General features: G+C 58.3%; 16 protein-coding genes. All 16 read left to right on the top strand.

The features are described from left to right. The first annotated feature begins 33 nt into the window (after positions 1-33). A complete protein-coding gene (gene maeB, locus J4645_RS17600; RefSeq protein ID WP_000344300.1) occupies positions 34-2,313 on the top strand; it encodes an NADP-dependent oxaloacetate-decarboxylating malate dehydrogenase in 2,280 nt (759 codons plus the stop codon). A gap of 416 nt (positions 2,314-2,729) precedes the next feature. Next, positions 2,730-3,065: an ethanolamine utilization microcompartment protein EutS gene (gene eutS, locus J4645_RS17595; protein WP_001031445.1), complete on the top strand. Its 336-nt coding sequence runs from the start codon at positions 2,730-2,732 to the stop codon at positions 3,063-3,065. A gap of 12 nt (positions 3,066-3,077) precedes the next feature. Then, complete coding sequence (gene eutP / locus J4645_RS17590; RefSeq protein WP_023215020.1) at positions 3,078-3,557, top strand: ethanolamine utilization acetate kinase EutP; 480 nt, start codon at positions 3,078-3,080, stop codon at positions 3,555-3,557. Further along, positions 3,535-4,224, top strand: a complete 690-nt coding sequence (gene eutQ / locus J4645_RS17585) for an ethanolamine utilization acetate kinase EutQ (RefSeq protein WP_000733869.1) — start codon at positions 3,535-3,537, stop codon at positions 4,222-4,224. Before eutP ends, eutQ begins: the two co-directional genes overlap by 23 nt. Then, entirely contained in the window at positions 4,221-5,024 is an 804-nt protein-coding gene (eutT, locus tag J4645_RS17580) for an ethanolamine utilization cob(I)yrinic acid a,c-diamide adenosyltransferase EutT (RefSeq protein ID WP_000997661.1), read from the top strand. The genes eutQ and eutT overlap by 4 nt, the downstream gene beginning before the upstream one ends. Then, positions 5,021-6,037, top strand: a complete 1,017-nt coding sequence (gene pta, locus J4645_RS17575) for a phosphate acetyltransferase (RefSeq protein WP_001528591.1) — start codon at positions 5,021-5,023, stop codon at positions 6,035-6,037. Before eutT ends, pta begins: the two co-directional genes overlap by 4 nt. 40 nt (positions 6,038-6,077) lie before the next feature. Next, positions 6,078-6,368, top strand: coding sequence for an ethanolamine utilization microcompartment protein EutM (eutM, locus tag J4645_RS17570; RefSeq protein ID WP_000387716.1), 291 nt, complete (start codon positions 6,078-6,080; stop codon positions 6,366-6,368). A 112-nt stretch (positions 6,369-6,480) separates the two neighbouring features. Beyond that, on the top strand, positions 6,481-6,768 hold the full coding sequence (eutN, locus tag J4645_RS17565; RefSeq protein WP_001522340.1) for an ethanolamine utilization microcompartment protein EutN: 288 nt from the start codon (positions 6,481-6,483) through the stop codon (positions 6,766-6,768). 11 nt (positions 6,769-6,779) lie between these two features. After that, entirely contained in the window at positions 6,780-8,183 is a 1,404-nt protein-coding gene (locus J4645_RS17560; RefSeq protein ID WP_001075640.1) for an aldehyde dehydrogenase family protein, read from the top strand. Positions 8,184-8,193: 10 nt separating this feature from the next. Then, the gene (gene eutJ, locus J4645_RS17555) at positions 8,194-9,033 is read left to right on the top strand and encodes an ethanolamine utilization protein EutJ (RefSeq protein ID WP_000929675.1); all 840 of its coding nucleotides are present in this window, start codon (positions 8,194-8,196) and stop codon (positions 9,031-9,033) included. After that, the gene (eutG, locus tag J4645_RS17550; protein ID WP_001147505.1) at positions 9,023-10,210 is read left to right on the top strand and encodes an ethanolamine utilization ethanol dehydrogenase EutG; all 1,188 of its coding nucleotides are present in this window, start codon (positions 9,023-9,025) and stop codon (positions 10,208-10,210) included. Before eutJ ends, eutG begins: the two co-directional genes overlap by 11 nt. Before the next feature lie 119 nt (positions 10,211-10,329). Beyond that, positions 10,330-11,556, top strand: a complete 1,227-nt coding sequence (gene eutH / locus J4645_RS17545) for an ethanolamine utilization protein EutH (protein ID WP_000512360.1) — start codon at positions 10,330-10,332, stop codon at positions 11,554-11,556. Next, complete coding sequence (gene eutA / locus J4645_RS17540; RefSeq protein WP_001097518.1) at positions 11,553-12,956, top strand: ethanolamine ammonia-lyase reactivating factor EutA; 1,404 nt, start codon at positions 11,553-11,555, stop codon at positions 12,954-12,956. Before eutH ends, eutA begins: the two co-directional genes overlap by 4 nt. An 11-nt stretch (positions 12,957-12,967) precedes the next feature. Beyond that, on the top strand, positions 12,968-14,329 hold the full coding sequence (gene eutB, locus J4645_RS17535; RefSeq protein ID WP_000769990.1) for an ethanolamine ammonia-lyase subunit alpha: 1,362 nt from the start codon (positions 12,968-12,970) through the stop codon (positions 14,327-14,329). Between the two features lie 18 nt (positions 14,330-14,347). After that, positions 14,348-15,244, top strand: a complete 897-nt coding sequence (gene eutC / locus J4645_RS17530; protein WP_023215019.1) for an ethanolamine ammonia-lyase subunit EutC — start codon at positions 14,348-14,350, stop codon at positions 15,242-15,244. 9 nt (positions 15,245-15,253) lie between these two features. Beyond that, a complete protein-coding gene (eutL, locus tag J4645_RS17525) occupies positions 15,254-15,913 on the top strand; it encodes an ethanolamine utilization microcompartment protein EutL (protein ID WP_001111056.1) in 660 nt (219 codons plus the stop codon). Positions 15,914-15,916: the final 3 nt, after the last annotated feature.

Below are 15,916 nucleotides of genomic sequence, written 5' to 3'. Positions count from 1 at the left end.
ACTTTTTGAACGATACGTGAAAGGAACAACAAGATGGATGAGCAGTTAAAACAAAGCGCCCTTGATTTCCACGAATTTCCGGTACCCGGTAAAATTCAGGTTTCTCCGACTAAGCCCCTTGCCACCCAACGCGATCTGGCGTTGGCTTACTCGCCAGGCGTGGCGGCGCCCTGCCTGGAAATCGAAAAAGATCCGCTGGCAGCCTACAAATACACCGCGCGCGGCAACCTTGTCGCGGTCATTTCCAACGGTACAGCGGTGCTGGGGTTAGGCAACATTGGCGCGCTGGCCGGCAAGCCGGTCATGGAAGGCAAAGGCGTTCTGTTTAAAAAATTCGCCGGCATCGATGTGTTTGACATTGAAGTCGATGAGCTTGACCCGGACAAATTTATCAACGTGGTCGCGGCGCTGGAGCCGACCTTTGGCGGCATTAACCTCGAAGACATTAAAGCGCCGGAATGTTTCTATATTGAACAGAAACTGCGCGAGCGCATGAACATCCCGGTTTTCCATGACGATCAGCACGGAACGGCGATCATCAGTACGGCCGCCATTCTTAATGGCCTGCGAGTCGTAGAGAAAAATATTTCCGACGTGCGGATGGTCGTCTCCGGCGCAGGGGCGGCGGCAATCGCTTGTATGAACCTGCTGGTCGCGTTGGGGATGCAAAAGCACAACATTGTGGTGTGCGACTCTAAGGGCGTTATTTACAAAGGCCGTGAGCCGAATATGGCAGAGACCAAAGCGGCCTATGCGGTAGACGACAGCGGCAAGCGCACGCTGGATGAGGTCATTGACGGCGCGGATATTTTCCTCGGCTGTTCAGGCCCGAAAGTGCTGACTCAGGAGATGGTGAAGAAAATGGCCCGCGCGCCAATGATTCTGGCGCTGGCCAACCCGGAACCGGAAATTCTGCCGCCGCTGGCGAAAGAAGTGCGTCCGGACGCCATCATCTGTACCGGTCGTTCCGACTATCCGAACCAGGTGAACAACGTATTGTGCTTCCCGTTTATCTTCCGCGGCGCACTGGACGTTGGCGCGACGGCGATCAACGAAGAGATGAAACTGGCGGCGGTCCGTGCGATTGCCGAGCTGGCGCACGCCGAACAGAGCGAAGTGGTGGCCTCGGCCTATGGCGATCAGGACCTGAGCTTTGGGCCGGAATACATTATTCCGAAACCGTTCGATCCGCGTCTGATTGTCAAAATCGCTCCGGCGGTCGCGAAAGCGGCAATGGATTCCGGCGTGGCGACGCGCCCGATTGCTGACTTTGATGCCTATATCGATAAACTGACCGAGTTTGTCTACAAAACCAACCTGTTCATGAAGCCGATCTTCTCGCAGGCACGCAAAGATCCGAAGCGCGTAGTGCTGCCGGAAGGGGAAGAGGCGCGCGTGCTGCACGCAACCCAGGAGTTGATAACCCTGGGGCTGGCGAAGCCCATCCTGATCGGGCGTCCGAGCGTGATCGAAATGCGTATCCAGAAACTGGGGCTACAGATCAAAGCGGGCGTTGATTTCGAGATCGTGAATAATGAATCCGATCCGCGCTTCAAAGAGTACTGGAGCGAGTATTACCAGATCATGAAGCGTCGCGGGGTAACTCAGGAACAGGCGCAGCGTGCGATGATCGGCAACCATACGGCCATTGGCGCGATCATGGTGCAGCGTGGGGAAGCGGATGCGATGATCTGCGGCACCATCGGCGACTACCATGAGCATTTCAGCGTCGTGAAAGCCGTCTTTGGCTACCGTGACGGCGTGCATACGGCAGGGGCGATGAACGCCTTACTGCTGCCAAGCGGCAACACTTTTATCGCCGATACTTATGTTAACGAAGATCCCACGCCGGAACAGTTGGCGGAGATCACCGTAATGGCGGCGGAAACCGTTCGCCGCTTTGGTATTGAGCCGAAAGTCGCGCTGTTGTCGCACTCTAACTTTGGTTCCTCAAATTCGCTGTCCGCCAGCAAAATGCGCGAAACCCTTGAGCGGGTACGCGAACGAGCGCCCGATCTGATGATTGACGGTGAGATGCACGGTGATGCAGCGTTGGTGGAAAGTATTCGTAATGACCGGATGCCGGATAGCCCGCTGAAGGGAGCCGCCAATATTCTGGTGATGCCGAATATGGAAGCCGCCCGCATTAGTTACAACTTACTCCGCGTCTCCAGTTCCGAAGGCGTCACGGTCGGCCCGGTCCTGATGGGCGTGTCTAAACCGGTACATGTATTAACGCCGATCGCCTCTGTACGCCGTATCGTGAATATGGTGGCGTTAGCGGTAGTTGAAGCGCAAACCACGCCGCTTTAATAACGCATTACTCTCTCTTCTGGCGCAGGTTCTCCTGCGCTTTTTTTATGCGCCGCTGGGCTTCGCCATGGCATGAAAGGCTCGGGTGGGGATATTCTGGAACCTATTGCGTTACCCCTACTTATTTCACTGAATCTGTACTATGCACAAATCGAGTGATACGCATTATTTTTATCAATAGTAGTAATGCAAAGAATAGCCGGTGGGTATTTATTGCGGAACAGGTTTAAATTCAGAATGACGCCTGAAAATGTGATGTACCACGATATTTATCGTTAACACCTTCGACAGAAGTCACTTTTATTTTCTTTCTCTTAGTGATCTACCTCACCTTTTACATCACCTTGCCGAATTTTGTTATTTACTCCGACAAAAAATTGCCACGATGACGGCAGTTTCAGTGGAGACGGTGAGCAATGAATAAAGAACGCATTATTCAGGAATTTGTGCCGGGCAAACAGGTCACGCTGGCGCATCTCATTGCGCACCCTGGTGAAGAACTGGCGAAAAAGATCGGCGTTCCCGATGCCGGCGCGATTGGCATTATGACCTTAACGCCGGGGGAAACGGCCATGATCGCTGGCGATTTAGCGATGAAGGCTGCGGATGTACACATCGGTTTTCTCGACAGATTTAGCGGCGCGCTGGTGATTTATGGCACCGTCGGCGCAGTAGAAGAAGCGCTATTACAGACGGTCAGCGGGCTGGGGCGATTATTAAACTTTACCCTGTGTGAGTTAACAAAAAGTTAATTGGTGGCGGTAATGAAACGTATTGCTTTTGTCGGCGCGGTCGGTGCCGGAAAGACAACGCTTTTTAACGCGTTACGGGGAAATTATTTCCTCGCCAGAAAAACACAGGCCGTGGAATTTAATGATCATGGCGATATCGATACGCCAGGTGAATATTTTAGCCATCCCCGTTGGTATCACGCCTTAATTACCACGTTGCAGGATGTGGACACGCTGATTTATGTCCACGCGGCAAACGATAAAGAAAGTCGCTTACCTGCCGGGTTATTGGATGTTGGAACCCGTAAACGACATATCGCCGTTATCAGCAAAACGGACATGCCGGATGCCGACGTCGCCGCTACGCGGCAGTTGCTTTGCGAAATTGGATTCCGGGAGCCGATTTTCGAGCTCAACGGCCACGACCCGCAAAGCGTGCGGCAGTTGGTGGATTATCTGGCGGCTCTCAGTCAACAGGAGGAAGAGGCAGGTGAAAAAACTTATCACAGCTAACGATATTCGTGCGGCCCACGCCCGCGGCGAACAGGCGATGTCGGTAGTGCTGCGCGCCAGCATTATTACCCCGGAGGCTCGCGAAGTGGCGGAACTACTGGGATTCACGATTACCGAATGCGACGAGTCCGTCCCGGCATCCACATCGGCGCAGGCGTGTAAAAGCGAAAGCCAGCGCATTCGGGAAGCCATCATCGCGCAGCTCCCGGAAGGGCAGTTTACTGAAAGCCTGGTGGCGCAGCTGATGGAAAAAGTGCTCAAGGAAAAGCAGTCGCTGGAACTGGGGACGATGCAGCCGAGCTTTACCTCCGTCACGGGTAAAGGCGGCGTGAAAGTCATTAACGGCAGCAGCGTGAAATTTGGCCGCTTCGACGGCGCCGAACCGCACTGCGTCGGCTTAACCGATCTGGTTACAGAGCAGGACGGCAGCAGCATGGCCGCCGGGTTTATGCAGTGGGACAACGCCTTTTTCCCGTGGACGCTGAACTACGACGAAATCGACATGGTGCTGGAGGGCGAACTGCACGTACGCCATGAAGGCGAAACCATGATTGCCAAAGCCGGAGATGTCATGTTCATCCCTAAAGGCTCCAGCATTGAATTTGGCACGCCAACGTCCGTGCGCTTTCTGTACGTCGCCTGGCCTGCGAACTGGCAATCCGTATGAACGATTTCATCACCGAAACGTGGCTCAGAGCGAATCATACGCTCAGCGAAGGATCGGAAATCCATCTGCCCGCTGATGCACGACTGACGCCCTCGGCCCGGGAACTGCTGGAAAGCCGCCGCCTGCGCATTAAGTTTCTGGATCAGCAAGGCCGGCTGTTTGTCGATGATGACGAACAGCAGCCGCAGCCGGTACATGGCTTAACCAGTAGCGATACGCACCCACAGGCCTGCTGTGAACTGTGCCGCCAGCCGGTGGTGAAAAAGCCCGATACGCTGACCCATCTGACGGCGGACAAAATGGTCGCCAAAAGCGACCCGCGCCTCGGCTTTCGCGCCGCGCTCGACAGCGCCATCGCGCTGACCGTGTGGCTACAAATCGAACTGGCGGAACCCTGGCAGCCGTGGCTTTTCGATATCCGGTCGCGGCTGGGCAACATTATGCGCGCCGACGCTATAGATGAACCGCTGGCGGCGCAGTCTATCGTCGGGCTGAACGAGGATGAGCTGCATCGGCTTTCCCACCAGCCGCTGCGCTATCTCGACCACGATCACCTGGTGCCGGAGGCCAGCCACGGTCGCGATGCGGCGCTGCTTAATCTCCTGCGAACCAAAGTCCGCGAAACGGAAACCCTCGCCGCACAAGTGTTTATTACCCGTAGTTTTGAGGTCTTGCGCCCGGACATTTTACAGGCGCTGAACCGACTCTCCAGCACGGTTTACGTGATGATGATTTTGAGCGTGGCGAAACATCCGCTGACGGTCGCCCAAATTCAACAACGGTTGGGAGAGAAGCCATGATCATTGAACGCGCCCGCGAACTGGCGGTACGCGCCCCCGCCAGAGTCGTCTTTCCCGATGCGCTGGACGAACGCGTGCTGAAAGCGGCGCATTACCTGCAACAGTACGGTCTGGCTCGCCCCGTTCTGGTCGCCAGTCCGTTTGCGCTGCGTCAGTTTGCCCTGAGTCATCGTATGGCGATGGATGGCATTCAGGTCATCGACCCACACAGCAACCTGAGTATGCGCCAGCGTTTTGCGCAACGCTGGCTTGCCCGTGCCGGAGAAAAAACGCCGCCGGACGCAGTGGAAAAGCTTAGCGACCCGCTAATGTTCGCTGCCGCCATGGTGAGCGCCGGTGAGGCTGATGTGTGTATCGCAGGCAACCTGTCGTCAACGGCGAATGTGCTGCGCGCAGGGCTGCGGGGGATTGGCCTGCAACCCGGGTGCAAAACATTGTCGTCTATTTTCCTGATGCTGCCGCAGTATGCCGGTCCGGCATTAGGGTTCGCCGATTGCAGCGTAGTGCCGCAGCCGACGGCGGCGCAGCTGGCGGATATCGCTATCGCCAGCGCCGACACCTGGCAGGCCATTACCGGCGAAGAGCCGCGCGTGGCGATGCTGTCATTTTCAAGCAACGGCAGCGCCCGTCACCCCAATGTTGCCAACGTGCAGCAGGCGACAGAGCTCGTTCGCGAACGTGCGCCGCAACTGCTTGTGGACGGTGAATTGCAGTTTGACGCCGCTTTCGTACCGGAGGTCGCCGCGCAAAAAGCGCCTGACAGCCCGCTGCAAGGCCGCGCCAACGTGATGATTTTCCCGTCGCTGGAGGCGGGCAATATTGGCTACAAAATCGCTCAGCGTCTGGGAGGCTATCGCGCTGTTGGGCCGCTAATTCAGGGGCTTGCCGCGCCGCTTCACGACCTCTCCCGAGGGTGTAGCGTGCAGGAAATTATCGAACTGGCGTTGGTGGCAGCCGTGCCGCGCCAGGCTGACGTGAGCCGCGAACGCAGCTTACACACACTGGTTGAATGAACGGTCCCGTTCTGGACCCCTTTAATGAGAGGAAAACACGATGGAAGCATTAGGAATGATTGAAACCCGGGGCCTGGTTGCGCTGATTGAGGCCTCAGATGCGATGGTAAAAGCCGCACGCGTGAAGCTGGTCGGCGTGAAGCAGATTGGCGGTGGCCTGTGTACGGCCATGGTGCGTGGCGACGTGGCGGCGTGCAAAGCCGCAACCGATGCTGGCGCCGCTGCGGCGCAGCGCATTGGCGAGCTGGTCTCTGTACACGTGATTCCACGCCCGCACGGCGATCTGGAAGAAGTGTTCCCGATCAGCTTCAAAGGCGACAGCAACATTTGATGGTAGGCCGGATAAGACGCGCAGCGTCGCCATCCGGCATGAATGCGCGCCATTGCCTGATGGTGCGCAGATTCAAGGCCTACGACCCAACGGGCAATCCATGGAGGCGGATATGAAACTGGCAGTCGTCACAGGACAAATCGTATGTACCGTCCGCCATCAGGGACTGGCGCATGACAAATTGCTGATGGTGGAAATGATCGATGCCCAGGGCAACCCCGACGGGCAGTGTGCCGTCGCTATCGACAGTATCGGGGCGGGAACCGGAGAGTGGGTACTGCTGGTCAGCGGCAGTTCCGCACGCCAGGCGCATCGCAGCGAATTATCACCGGTCGATCTGTGCGTCATTGGCATCGTCGATGAAGTGGTGGCTGGCGGGAAAGTGGTTTTCCATAAATAGGACTGAACATCATGAATCAACAGGATATTGAACAGGTGGTGAAAGCGGTACTGCTGAAAATGAAAGACAGCAGCCAGCCGGCCAGTACTGTTCATGAGATGGGCGTTTTTGCCTCCCTGGATGACGCAGTGGCGGCAGCAAAACGGGCCCAGCAGGGGCTGAAGAGCGTGGCGATGCGCCAGCTTGCCATTCATGCCATTCGCGAAGCGGGCGAAAAACACGCCCGAGAATTAGCGGAACTTGCCGTCAGCGAAACCGGTATGGGACGCGTTGACGATAAATTTGCTAAAAACGTGGCGCAGGCGCGCGGCACGCCGGGCGTCGAGTGTTTATCCCCGCAGGTGCTGACCGGCGATAACGGCCTGACGCTGATTGAAAATGCGCCGTGGGGCGTGGTGGCCTCGGTCACGCCGTCCACCAATCCGGCAGCGACGGTGATTAATAACGCCATCAGCCTGATTGCCGCAGGCAACAGCGTTGTGTTTGCTCCGCATCCGGCGGCGAAAAAGGTCTCTCAGCGGGCAATCACCCTCCTCAATCAGGCGGTGGTCGCCGCCGGCGGCCCGGAAAATTTGCTGGTCACCGTGGCGAACCCGGATATCGAAACCGCCCAGCGGCTGTTCAAGTATCCCGGTATTGGCCTGCTGGTGGTGACCGGCGGCGAAGCGGTGGTGGACGCGGCGCGCAAACATACTAATAAACGCCTGATTGCCGCGGGTGCCGGTAATCCCCCGGTGGTGGTGGATGAGACCGCCGACCTGCCTCGCGCTGCACAATCCATCGTCAAAGGCGCGTCGTTTGATAACAACATCATCTGTGCTGACGAAAAAGTGCTGATTGTGGTGGATAGCGTCGCCGACGAGCTGATGCGTCTGATGGAAGGTCAACATGCGGTGAAACTGACCGCCGCTCAGGCCGAACAGCTCCAGCCGGTGCTACTGAAGAATATCGATGAACGCGGTAAAGGCACCGTCAGCCGTGACTGGGTCGGTCGTGACGCGGGCAAGATCGCCGCAGCCATCGGCCTGAACGTCCCGGATCAAACGCGCCTGCTGTTTGTGGAAACGCCCGCTAACCATCCGTTTGCCGTCACTGAAATGATGATGCCGGTACTGCCGGTGGTGCGGGTCGCCAACGTCGAAGAAGCCATCGCCCTGGCGGTACAACTTGAAGGCGGTTGCCACCATACGGCGGCGATGCACTCGCGCAATATCGACAACATGAACCAGATGGCGAACGCCATCGACACCAGCATTTTCGTCAAAAACGGGCCGTGCATTGCCGGGCTTGGATTGGGCGGAGAAGGCTGGACCACCATGACCATCACCACGCCAACCGGCGAAGGCGTGACCAGCGCGCGTACCTTTGTGCGGCTGCGTCGATGCGTGCTGGTGGATGCGTTTCGCATTGTATAAGGGATGACTCATGGCGCACGACGAACAACTCTGGCTCACCCCAAGACTGCAAAAAGCGGCGGCCCTGTGTAACCAGACGCCCGCCGCCAGCGACACACCGCTGTGGCTGGGCGTCGATTTGGGCACTTGCGACGTGGTGTCGATGGTGGTCGACGGCAACGCCCAGCCGGTGGCGGTGTGCCTTGACTGGGCCGACGTTGTGCGTGACGGCATCGTCTGGGATTTCTTCGGCGCCGTCACCCTCGTGCGCCGCCATCTCGACACCCTTGAACAGCAGCTCGGCTGCCGCTTTACCCACGCGGCGACCTCGTTCCCGCCAGGCACCGACCCGCGTATTTCGATCAACGTGCTGGAGTCTGCTGGGTTAGAAGTCAGCCACGTACTGGATGAGCCGACGGCGGTGGCGGATCTGCTGGCGCTTGATAATGCAGGCGTGGTGGATATTGGCGGCGGTACTACCGGCATTGCCATCGTCAAACAGGGCAAGGTGACTTACTCCGCCGATGAAGCCACTGGCGGGCACCATATCTCCCTGACGCTGGCGGGCAACCGCCGTATTCCCCTGGAAGAGGCGGAACAGTACAAGCGCAGCAATGCGCAGGAGATTTGGCCGGTAGTGAAGCCGGTGTACGAAAAAATGGCGGAAATCGTTGCTCGCCACATTGAAGGGCAAGGAATTGCTGATTTATGGCTGGCGGGCGGTTCCTGTATGCAGCCGGGCGTGGAGGCGTTATTTCGCCAGCGTTTCCCGGAGTTACAGGTGCATTTACCGCAGCACAGCCTGTTTATGACCCCGCTGGCGATAGCCAACAGCGGGAGAGCGAAAGCGGAGGGACTCTATGCAAGCTGAACTACAGACGGCGCTGTTTCAGGCATTCGACACCCTGAATCTGCAACGGGTGAAAACGTTCAGCGTACCGCCGGTCACGCTGTGCGGACTTGGGGCGCTCGGCGCCTGTGGACAGGAAGCGCAAGCGCGGGGCGTAAGCCATCTGTTTGTGATGGTCGACAGCTTCCTGCATCAGGCGGGAATGACCGCGCCGCTGGCACGCAGCCTGGCGATGAAAGGCGTGGCGATGACGGTCTGGCCGTGTCCGCCAGGCGAGCCGTGCATTACCGACGTTTGCGCGGCGGTGGCGCAACTGCGTGAGGCGGCGTGCGATGGCGTAGTGGCCTTTGGCGGCGGTTCGGTGTTGGACGCGGCGAAAGCGGTTGCCCTGCTGGTGACTAACCCTGATCAGACGCTGAGCGCCATGACCGAGCGCAGTACATTACGCCCGCGTCTGCCGCTGATTGCGGTGCCGACCACCGCCGGAACCGGTTCTGAAACCACCAACGTGACGGTGATTATCGACGCGGTCAGCGGGCGCAAGCAGGTGCTGGCACACGCGTCACTAATGCCGGATGTGGCGATTCTTGATGCTGCCGTGACCGAAGGCGTTCCGCCAAACGTGACGGCGATGACCGGTATCGATGCGTTGACGCATGCGATTGAGGCCTACAGCGCGCTCAACGCCACGCCGTTTACCGACAGCCTGGCGATTGGCGCGATAGCGATGATTGGCAAATCGCTGCCGAAAGCCGTGGGTTACGGCCACGATCTGGCGGCGCGTGAAAATATGTTACTGGCCTCCTGTATGGCGGGAATGGCCTTTTCCAGCGCCGGTTTGGGGCTGTGTCATGCGATGGCGCACCAGCCAGGGGCGGCGCTGCATATTCCGCACGGCCAGGCCAACGCTATGCTGCTGCCAACGGTCATGGGCTTTAACCGGATGGTATGCCGCGAACGCTTCAGTCAAATCGGTCGGGCGCTAACCAATAAGAAATCGGACGATCGCGATGCGATTGCGGCGGTGAGCGAGCTGATTGCCGAAGTGGGGCAGAGCAAACGGCTGGCTGACGCTGGCGCCAAACCCGAACACTACAGCGCATGGGCGCAAGCCGCGCTGGAGGATATTTGTCTGCGCAGTAACCCACGCACCGCCACACAGGCACAGATTATCGACCTGTACGCGGCTGCCGGGTAATGCCTGTAGGCCGGATAAGGTGCTCGCACCGCCATCCGGCAATAACACGGCGTTAATGCCGGAGGCGACGTAAACGTCTTATCCGGCCTACAAATCATAAATGGCAGGGAGTAAGGGCTATGGGAATTAACGAAATCATCATGTACATCATGATGTTCTTTATGCTGATTGCCGCCGTGGACAGAATCCTGTCGCAGTTCGGCGGGTCGGCGCGCTTCCTCGGTAAATTCGGTAAGAGTATTGAGGGGTCTGGCGGCCAGTTTGAAGAGGGCTTTATGGCGATGGGCGCGCTGGGGCTGGCGATGGTCGGTATGACCGCGCTGGCGCCGGTGCTGGCGCATGTACTGGGGCCGGTTATTATCCCGGTATACGAAATGCTGGGCGCGAACCCATCCATGTTCGCGGGTACGCTGCTGGCCTGTGATATGGGCGGATTCTTCCTCGCCAAAGAGCTGGCCGGCGGTGATGTCGCGGCGTGGCTATACTCAGGGTTAATCCTTGGGTCGATGATGGGGCCGACCATTGTGTTCTCCATTCCGGTGGCGCTCGGCATTATCGAACCGTCTGACCGCCGCTACCTGGCACTTGGCGTACTGGCGGGTATCGTCACCATTCCCATTGGCTGCATTGCGGGGGGATTGATCGCCATGTACTCAGGCGTGCAGATCAATGGTCAGCCAGTGGAGTTTACCTTCGCGCTGATCCTGATGAACATGATCCCGGTATTGATCGTCGCGGTGCTGGTAGCGCTGGGGCTGAAGTTCATCCCGGAAAAAATGATCAACGGTTTCCAGATTTTCGCCAAATTTCTGGTGGCGCTGATCACCATCGGCTTGGCAGCTGCGGTGGTTAAATTCCTGTTGGGTTGGGAGTTGATTCCGGGACTCGACCCGATCTTTATGGCGCCAGGCGACAAACCCGGCGAAGTGATGCGCGCCATTGAAGTGATCGGCTCTATCTCCTGCGTGCTGCTCGGCGCGTATCCGATGGTGCTATTACTGACTCGCTGGTTTGAAAAACCGTTGATGAATGTCGGTAAACTGCTGAACGTAAATAATATTGCGGCGGCAGGCATGGTAGCGACCCTGGCGAACAATATCCCCATGTTCGGCATGATGAAGCAGATGGATACCCGCGGCAAAGTGATTAACTGCGCATTTGCCGTCTCTGCGGCGTTCGCGCTGGGCGACCATTTAGGCTTCGCCGCCGCCAACATGAACGCCATGATCTTCCCGATGATCGTTGGCAAGCTGATCGGCGGCGTGACGGCGATTGGCGTGGCGATGATGCTGGTGCCGAAAGATGACGCCGCCCAGGTGAAAACCGAAGTGGAGGCGCAATCGTGAACACTCGCCAGCTACTGAGCGTCGGTATCGATATCGGCACCACCACCACGCAGGTGATCTTCTCGCGCCTGGAGTTGGTTAACCGTGCGGCGGTGTCGCAGGTGCCGCGCTACGAATTCATCAAACGCGACATTAGCTGGCAAAGCCCGGTCTTCTTTACGCCCGTGGATAAGCAGGGCGGTCTGAAAGAGGCCGAACTTAAAGCGCTGATTCTGGCCCAGTATCAGGCCGCAGGCATCGCGCCTGAATCGGTGGACTCCGGGGCTATCATTATCACCGGCGAAAGCGCCAAAACCCGCAACGCCCGTCCGGCGGTCATGGCGCTCTCGCAGTCGCTGGGCGACTTTGTGGTCGCCAGCGCCGGGCCGCATCTGGAATCAGTCATTGCCGGTCACGGCGCCGGAGCGCAAAGCTTGTCTGAGCAGCGGATGTGCCGGGTGCTGAATATTGATATCGGCGGCGGCACGTCTAACTACGCGCTGTTTGACGCGGGAAAAGTCAGCGGCACCGCCTGCCTTAACGTCGGTGGTCGCCTGCTGGAAACCGACGCTCAGGGGCGCGTGGTTTATGCCCACCAGCCGGGGCAGATGATTATCGATGAGGTGTTCGGTTCGGGTACTGATGCTCGCGCCTTAGCTGCCGCACAGTTGGGGCAGGTGGCGCGGCGGATGGCGGATCTCATCGTCGAGGTTATCACTGGCGCGCTCTCGCCGCTGGCGCAATCGCTGATGCAAACCGGGCTACTGCCCGCCGATATTACGCCGGAGGTGATTACCCTTTCCGGTGGGGTAGGTGAATGCTACCGCAATCAACCTGCCGATCCGTTCTGCTTTTCTGATATCGGGCCGCTGCTGGCGACCGCGCTGCATGAGCACCCGCGTCTGCGCGAGATGAACGTGCAGTTTCCGGCGCAAACCGTGCGCGCCACGGTGATTGGCGCGGGGGCCCATACGCTCTCGCTTTCCGGCAGTACTATCTGGCTGGAAGACGTCCAACTGCCGCTGCGCAACCTGCCGGTGGCGATCCCGCAGGATGACGCCGATCTGGTGAACGCCTGGCGGCAGGCGCTTCTCCAGCTTGATCTCGACCCGCAAACCGACGCTTACGTGCTGGCGCTTCCCGCCACGCTCCCGGTGCGTTACGCCGCATTACTCACGGTCATCAACGCGCTGACGGCTTTTGTCGCGCGTTATCCCAATCCACATCCCCTGCTGGTGGTGGCCGAGCAGGATTTTGGTAAAGCGCTGGGCATGTTATTGCGCCCACAGTTACCGCAACTTCCGCTGGCGGTCATCGATGAGGTGGTCGTGCGGGCGGGAGACTATATCGACATTGGTACGCCTCTTTTTGGCGGATCGGTTGTGCCGGTGACGGTGAAATCACTCGCATTTCCTTCCTGAGGGAACGACTTATGAAACTAAAGACCACATTGTTCGGCAATGTTTATCAGTTTAAGGATGTAAAAGAGGTACTGGCTAAAGCCAACGAACTGCGTTCGGGGGATGTGCTGGCCGGGGTTGCCGCGGCAAGTTCGCAGGAGCGCGTAGCGGCAAAACAGGTACTGTCGGAAATGACGGTGGCGGATATCCGCAACAATCCGGTGATTGCCTATGAAGAGGACTGCGTGACGCGCCTGATTCAGGACGACGTCAACGAAACGGCCTATAACCGGATTAAAAACTGGAGCATCAGCGAACTGCGTGAATACGTGCTGAGCGATGAAACCTCCGTGGACGACATCGCGTTTACCCGCAAAGGCCTGACCTCCGAAGTGGTGGCGGCAGTAGCGAAAATCTGCTCCAACGCTGACCTGATCTACGGCGGCAAGAAAATGCCGGTGATCAAAAAAGCCAATACCACCATCGGTATTCCGGGCACCTTTAGCTGCCGTTTGCAGCCGAACGATACCCGTGACGATGTACAGAGTATCGCCGCGCAAATCTACGAAGGGCTTTCTTTCGGCGCGGGCGATGCGGTGATCGGCGTTAACCCGGTGACCGATGACGTGGAGAACCTGACCCGCGTGCTCGACACCGTTTACGGCGTTATCGATAAATTCAATATTCCGACCCAGGGCTGCGTGCTGGCGCACGTCACCACCCAGATTGAAGCGATTCGTCGCGGCGCGCCGGGCGGACTGATTTTCCAGAGCATTTGCGGCAGCGAGAAGGGCTTAAAAGAGTTCGGCGTCGAGCTGGCGATGCTCGACGAAGCGCGGGCTGTGGGGGCGGAGTTCAACCGCATCGCCGGGGAAAACTGCCTGTACTTTGAAACCGGGCAAGGGTCTGCGCTCTCTGCTGGCGCGAACTTTGGTGCCGACCAGGTGACGATGGAAGCGCGTAACTACGGGCTGGCTCGCCACTACGATCCGTTCCTGGTGAACACCGTGGTGGGCTTTATCGGGCCGGAATATCTCTACAACGACAGGCAGATTATCCGCGCCGGTCTCGAAGATCACTTTATGGGCAAGCTGAGCGGCATCTCGATGGGCTGCGACTGCTGCTATACCAACCATGCCGACGCCGACCAGAACCTTAACGAAAACCTGATGATTCTGCTCGCCACTGCCGGCTGTAACTACATCATGGGGATGCCGCTCGGCGACGACATCATGCTCAACTACCAGACCACCGCTTTCCACGATACCGCCACCGTCCGTCAGTTGCTGAATTTACGGCCGTCGCCGGAGTTTGAACGCTGGCTAGAAACGATGGGCATTATGGCAAACGGTCGTCTGACCAAACGGGCGGGCGATCCGTCACTGTTCTTCTGATGACGCGGGGATAACACCATGGATCAAAAACAGATTGAAGAAATTGTACGTAGCGTGATGGCGTCAATGGGACAGGACGTACCGCAGCCCGTCGCGCCGTCAACGCAGGTAGGCGTAAAGCCGCAGTGCGCCGCGCCGACGGTGACCGAAAGCTGCGCGCTGGATTTAGGTTCCGTGGAGGCAAAAGCCTGGATTGGCGTCGAGAATCCGCATCGTGCGGACGTGCTGACCGAACTGCGTCGCAGTACTGCGGCACGCGTCTGTACGGGTCGTGCCGGGCCGCGTCCGCGCACCCAGGCGCTGTTGCGCTTCCTGGCGGATCACTCCCGTTCGAAAGATACCGTGCTCAAAGAAGTGCCGGAAGAGTGGGTAAAAGCGCAAGGGCTGCTGGAAGTGCGTTCGGAGATCAGCGACAAAAACCTGTACCTGACGCGCCCGGATATGGGGCGTCGCCTGAGTCCGGAAGCCATTGACGCGCTGAAGTCACAGTGCGTGATGAACCCGGATGTGCAGGTAGTGGTCTCCGATGGCCTCTCTACGGATGCGATCACCGCCAACTATGAAGAGATCCTGCCGCCGCTGCTTGCCGGTCTGAAGCAGGCCGGGCTGAACGTCGGCACGCCGTTCTTTGTGCGCTATGGCCGCGTGAAGATTGAAGATCAGATTGGCGAAATTCTCGGCGCGAAGGTCGTCATCCTGCTGGTGGGCGAACGTCCGGGGCTGGGGCAGTCGGAAAGCCTCTCCTGCTACGCCGTCTATTCCCCGCGCGTGGCGACCACCGTCGAGGCCGACAGAACCTGTATTTCAAACATTCATCAGGGGGGGACGCCGCCAGTAGAAGCTGCCGCCGTGATTGTGGATTTGGCCAAACGGATGCTGGAGCAGAAAGCGTCCGGCATCAACATGACCCGTTAAGGAGACATCATGCCTGCATTAGATTTGATTCGACCTTCAGTAACTGCCATGCGCGTGATTGCCTCCGTGAATGACGGCTTTGCGCGGGAACTTAAATTACCGCCACATATCCGTAGCCTCGGACTCATCACGGCAGATTCTGATGATGTGACCTATATTGCCGCTGACGAAGCGACCAAACAGGCGATGGTGGAAGTAGTCTATGGCCGCTCCCTCTATGCCGGGGCGGCTCACGGGCCGTCGCCTACCGCTGGTGAGGTGTTGATTATGCTGGGCGGACCGAACCCGGCGGAAGTCCGCGCCGGTCTGGATGCAATGGTCGCCAGCATTGAAAACGGCGCGGCGTTCCAGTGGGCGAACGATGCGGAAAATACCGCATTCCTGGCGCATGTGGTTTCGCGTACCGGCTCGTACCTCTCGTCTACCGCAGGTATCGCGCTGGGCGATCCAATGGCCTACCTGGTGGCGCCGCCGCTGGAAGCGACATTCGGCATTGACGCGGCGATGAAATCCGCTGACGTTCAGCTGGTGACTTACGTGCCGCCGCCGTCGGAAACCAACTATTCGGCCGCGTTCTTAACGGGAAGCCAGGCCGCGTGTAAAGCCGCCTGCAATGCCTTTACCGACGCCGTGCTGGATATCGCCCGTAACCCTGTCCAGCGTGCGTAACGG

This window comes from Salmonella sp. 32082101201600294FB01SM01, from assembly GCF_017572865.1.
GTDB lineage: Bacteria > Pseudomonadota > Gammaproteobacteria > Enterobacterales > Enterobacteriaceae > Salmonella > Salmonella enterica.
The sequence above is the reverse complement of the archived record's forward strand: the minus strand, read 5'-3'. Positions and strand labels throughout refer to the sequence as shown.